Below are 3,899 nucleotides of genomic sequence, written 5' to 3'. Positions count from 1 at the left end.
CTTAAGAGGGAAAATAAATCATGAATATGAGAATAGATTCAATCAATATTTTCCTCTTGTTGTTCATGTTATCTTTGTCCCATTAAAAGAAAAAAAACAGCTTATAGCAGCTCTTGATGCACGACTTAAGGCATTGCAACTATGATGAATATTTCTGCTATTCGTGAAAAACTCAAATCAGAAACCTGGACAAAAGATCCCTTCATTATTCTCTCAGAAATAGCGAATGTTTGTTCTTCTAGTATCGATTTAGGCCGTGATCTGGTGATTCGAGCTCTTGAAGGGCAGGATTTCCTCGATCAAGACTATAGAAATATACTTAATGATTTGACGATGCAGGTGGGCCTCTACCCATATGTTTCAGATCTTGAGGATCTTTCTTTAAGAAATGCACCTCTCACGTTATAAAACGGCAAGCCTTGATCGCGTTGTTGCCTGCAGCGTGTCGCATGATGCATCTCTTTAAAACTCCGTAAAATTCCCGCCTTCTTCACGTTCTTTCGGCGCTTTTGTCGTCATTCTGATACGGTTATTCCAAGGAGGTGGTTGTGCCGGAACACAGGGAAGGGAAGTCCATGTCTGCTGACGCACTGCAGTGCCCGGATTGCGGTGCCTCGCTCGCTGTGCCTTCCCGCCGTGCCCGTGGCGCCTGGCGCTGCCCCCGTTGTGATGCCCAGCTAAGTGGTGCCTGGGCGTTGCGTCCCGATTCCCTGCTCGCACTTACCGTGGCCACCGCCGTGTTGTGGTTGCCAGCGCTGATCCTGCCGCTGATGCGTTTGGAAAACCTCGGCCTGGATCGTGAGGCCAGCCTGCTGGATTGTGTACTGCGATTGATGGAAGGCGTCTATTTTCCTGTCGGGGTCTTGCTGCTGTTTACCCTGGTCATCATGCCGTTGCTGAATTTGCTGTCAGCGGGGCGCCTGTTGTGGGCTGCCCGTGATCATACGCCGTCGACAGGGCAGCCCGATCCTTTCTGGATGAAGGCATACCGGCACAGTCGGGAATGGGCCATGACCGATATCTTTTTGCTCGGCATTCTGATCGCCATGACCAAGCTGGGTGACATGGCCACGGTCACCCCGGGGCCGGGACTGTTTTGTCTGGTGGTAGCGGTGTTGTTGCGGTTGATCGTGGAAACCCTGGCGCAGCCGGATCAGCTACAGCGGTTGCTGGAGGCGAGCAATGGCGACTAATGCACCCCCGGGGCAGCAGCGAGCGTTGGCCTGGTCATTGCTGGTTGCAGCCGTTGTCTGGCTGGTGCCGGCCAATCTGCTACCGATCATGTCGGTCACTGAAACCGGCCGTGGCAAGGCCAGCACCATTGCCGATGGTATCTGGCAACTGTTCGAGGCCGGCATGCCGGGCATTGCCATTATTGTTTTTGTCGCCAGCCTGTTGGTGCCGTTCTTCAAGGTGCTGGTGCTGGCGGTGATCTACTGGCGCGTTCCCCACGAAAATAATCCCCGCATCAGTACCCGGGCCTATCGTCTGGTGTACTGGATTGGCCGCTGGTCCATGCTGGATGTCTTCGTGGTGGCGTTGCTGGCAGCGGTGGTGGAATTCGGCAATCTGGCACGGGTGGAACCGGGGCCGGGCATCATCGCCTTTGCTCTCGCCGTGGTGCTGACCATGTTGTCTGCCCACGCTTTTTCTCCCCAACAATTATGGATTCAAGACCCTGACGGAGCGGACCATGGACACCCCTGAAGTGAAACATTCCCGTTGGCCTTCCCCTATCTGGCTGGTGCCTCTGGTCAGCCTGTTGGTGGCTGGCTGGTTGTTGTACGACCAGCTGTTACAACGCGACGTACAGATTGAAATCACCTTTGAAAACGGCTCGGGTATCAAGCCGGGGGTAGACCTGCGTTACCGGGGCGTGCCCGTGGGCAGTGTGGATGAAATCGTCCTTAGCGATGACCTGAAACACGTGACGGTCCATGCCAGCCTGAACCGGGATGCAGAAAAACTGGCCCGGGAGAAAAGCCGTTTCTGGATTGTGGAACCGGAACTGGGCATCGCCGGTGCGCGCAATCTGGATACACTGGTGTCAGGCAAATACATCGCCGTTGAACCCGGTGAGGGCGAATCGCATAAAGAATTTGATGGGCTGGAAACACCGCCGGAACAACAGCCGAATCTGGGTTTGAAAATAACCCTGGTGGCCGATCATCTGGGCTCACTGAAGAAAGGACGCAAGATCTACTACCGGGATTTACAGGTGGGCACCATTGGTGAAAGTGAACTCAGCCAGGACGGTCGTTTCGTGGAAATTCAGGCCATCATCGAACCGAAATACGCGAGACTGGTACGCAGCAATACCCGCTTCTGGAACAGCTCCGGGCTTACCGTGGATATTGGATTATTCAAAGGCGCAGAAGTGCAGGCCAGCTCCCTGGAGAATTTACTCCGTGGCGGCATCAGCTTCGCCACCCCACCCGAGCCGGGTCCGCTGGCGAAAGCGGGGGAGCGGTTTGATCTGTACAAACAACCGGAAGACGACTGGCGCGAATGGGCGCCGATCATGAAGTGGAAATAGCCGCAGCACGCAACACGCTTAAGGTGGGTAGAAGTGCAAGGCAGAGAGAATGTTTTGCCCGGGAGAGCGGGCGGAGCTGGAGTGTTAATCGTTTTCCCCAGGGTCTTTCTGGAGGGTTCCCTCTCCCTTGAGGGGAGAGGGACAGGGAGAGGGTGAGACGGCCTTGAAAATTTCTTCCAGAACCGCATCAGTGCTCTGCAGGATGTCATTGTTCCAGAATCGCATCACGCGATAGCCTTCTGCTTTTAGCCAGTCATCACGTTCCTGATCTGCCGCATCTCCATTGTGCTGACCTCCGTCAGCTTCAATAACTAGCCTCGCCCCTAGGTGAACGAAGTCAACAATGTAAGGGCCTATCGGTTGCTGGCGGCGGAATTTCTGTCCATTTAGTCGGTGGGCTCGCAGGTGTTGCCATAGCAAGCGTTCGGCGTCTGTCATGTGGGTTCGCAAATCCTTTGCGAAGCGGTGGCGGTAGTCCATTACTCTGCCTTTTGTGCTTCCTGTGCGTTGTAGCTCCACCCTCTCCCTGTCCCTCTCCCCTCAAGGGAGAGGGGACCTAATAGATGGCGCAGGTTTGAGCTGCTGCTCTACATCATTTTCCCGACCATCTTTAACGGAAAATTCCGCATGGCGAAGCCCAGCGGCCCCCAGGGCCATCCAGGCACCGACGCATTTTTCGGCTCTTTCTCGATGGCTTTCACCAGTGCCTTGCAGCCGGTTTCGGTGTCCACCAGGAACGGGGTGTTTTTTACTTTTTCGTTGATCTCGGAACGGATAAAGCCGGGGAAAATCGTGGATACCTTGATCGGTGAATCCTGCAGTTCCACTTGCAGGCCTTCGGCCAGCATGGCCACACCGGCCTTGGTGGCCGCATAGGTGGTCAGGTTTTTCTTCATGCCGCGCATGGCGCTGATGGAAGAAATCATCACCAGGTGACCGCTGTTCTGGGCGCGGAAAATTTCCATGGCGGCTTCGGTCTGTGCCAGGGCCGCCACGAAGTTGGTTTCGGCGGTCTGGCGGTTGGCGTAGAAGTACCCGGTGCCAAGAGGTTGGCCCTTGCCCATGCCGGCGTTGATGATAATGCGGTCGATGCCAGCCAGTTCCGTGCGGAAAGCATCGAACACGGCAAACACCTGATCGTAGTCGTTCACGTCCAGCGGCTTGATCAGCACCTTGATGCCGGGATGCTTTTCTTCCAGCTCGGCCTTCAATGTCTCCAGCCGATCCATGCGCCGGGCACACAACGCCAGGTTGCGCCCCATGGCGGCAAACAGGCGCGCCATGCCTTCGCCCAGACCGGAGCTGGCGCCGGTGATTAGAATATTCTTGCGTGTCGGCATTGTTATCCCCGCTCTAAATGATT

Annotated in this window: 6 protein-coding genes; 4 read left to right on the top strand and 2 right to left on the bottom strand. The window is 55.3% G+C overall.

Features of this window, described 5'->3' with window-relative positions:
• Nucleotides 1-141: 141 nt before the first annotated feature.
• From ADG881_RS08485 to ADG881_RS08470, 4 genes are all read left to right on the top strand, one after another.
• A complete protein-coding gene (locus ADG881_RS08485; RefSeq protein WP_007151528.1) occupies nt 142-408 on the top strand; it encodes a hypothetical protein in 267 nt (88 codons plus the stop codon).
• Nucleotides 409-575: 167 nt separating this feature from the next.
• Nucleotides 576-1,193: a paraquat-inducible protein A gene (locus tag ADG881_RS08480; protein WP_232211709.1), complete on the top strand. Its 618-nt coding sequence runs from the start codon at nt 576-578 to the stop codon at nt 1,191-1,193.
• Complete coding sequence (locus tag ADG881_RS08475; protein ID WP_039926459.1) at nt 1,183-1,707, top strand: paraquat-inducible protein A; 525 nt, start codon at nt 1,183-1,185, stop codon at nt 1,705-1,707. The genes ADG881_RS08480 and ADG881_RS08475 overlap by 11 nt, the downstream gene beginning before the upstream one ends.
• Complete coding sequence (locus ADG881_RS08470) at nt 1,694-2,536, top strand: intermembrane transport protein PqiB (RefSeq protein WP_007150537.1); 843 nt, start codon at nt 1,694-1,696, stop codon at nt 2,534-2,536. Before ADG881_RS08475 ends, ADG881_RS08470 begins: the two co-directional genes overlap by 14 nt.
• Nucleotides 2,537-2,620: 84 nt before the next feature.
• Here the strand turns inward: ADG881_RS08470 and ADG881_RS08465 are convergent, their stop codons facing one another.
• Both ADG881_RS08465 and ADG881_RS08460 read right to left on the bottom strand, forming a co-directional pair.
• Nucleotides 2,621-3,016 carry an endonuclease domain-containing protein gene (locus ADG881_RS08465; protein WP_007150906.1) on the bottom strand — a complete coding sequence of 132 codons (396 nt, stop codon included), beginning with the start codon at nt 3,014-3,016 and terminating at the stop codon, nt 2,621-2,623.
• 107 nt (nt 3,017-3,123) lie between these two features.
• Nucleotides 3,124-3,876 (bottom strand): SDR family oxidoreductase, encoded by a 753-nt coding sequence (locus tag ADG881_RS08460; RefSeq protein WP_007151264.1) that lies wholly within the window; start codon nt 3,874-3,876, stop codon nt 3,124-3,126.
• Between the last annotated feature and the right edge of the window lie 23 nt (nt 3,877-3,899).

Origin of the sequence: Alcanivorax sp. DG881 (assembly GCF_000155615.1) — a bacterium.
Lineage (GTDB): Bacteria > Pseudomonadota > Gammaproteobacteria > Pseudomonadales > Alcanivoracaceae > Alcanivorax.
The sequence above is the reverse complement of the archived record's forward strand: the minus strand, read 5'-3'. Positions and strand labels throughout refer to the sequence as shown.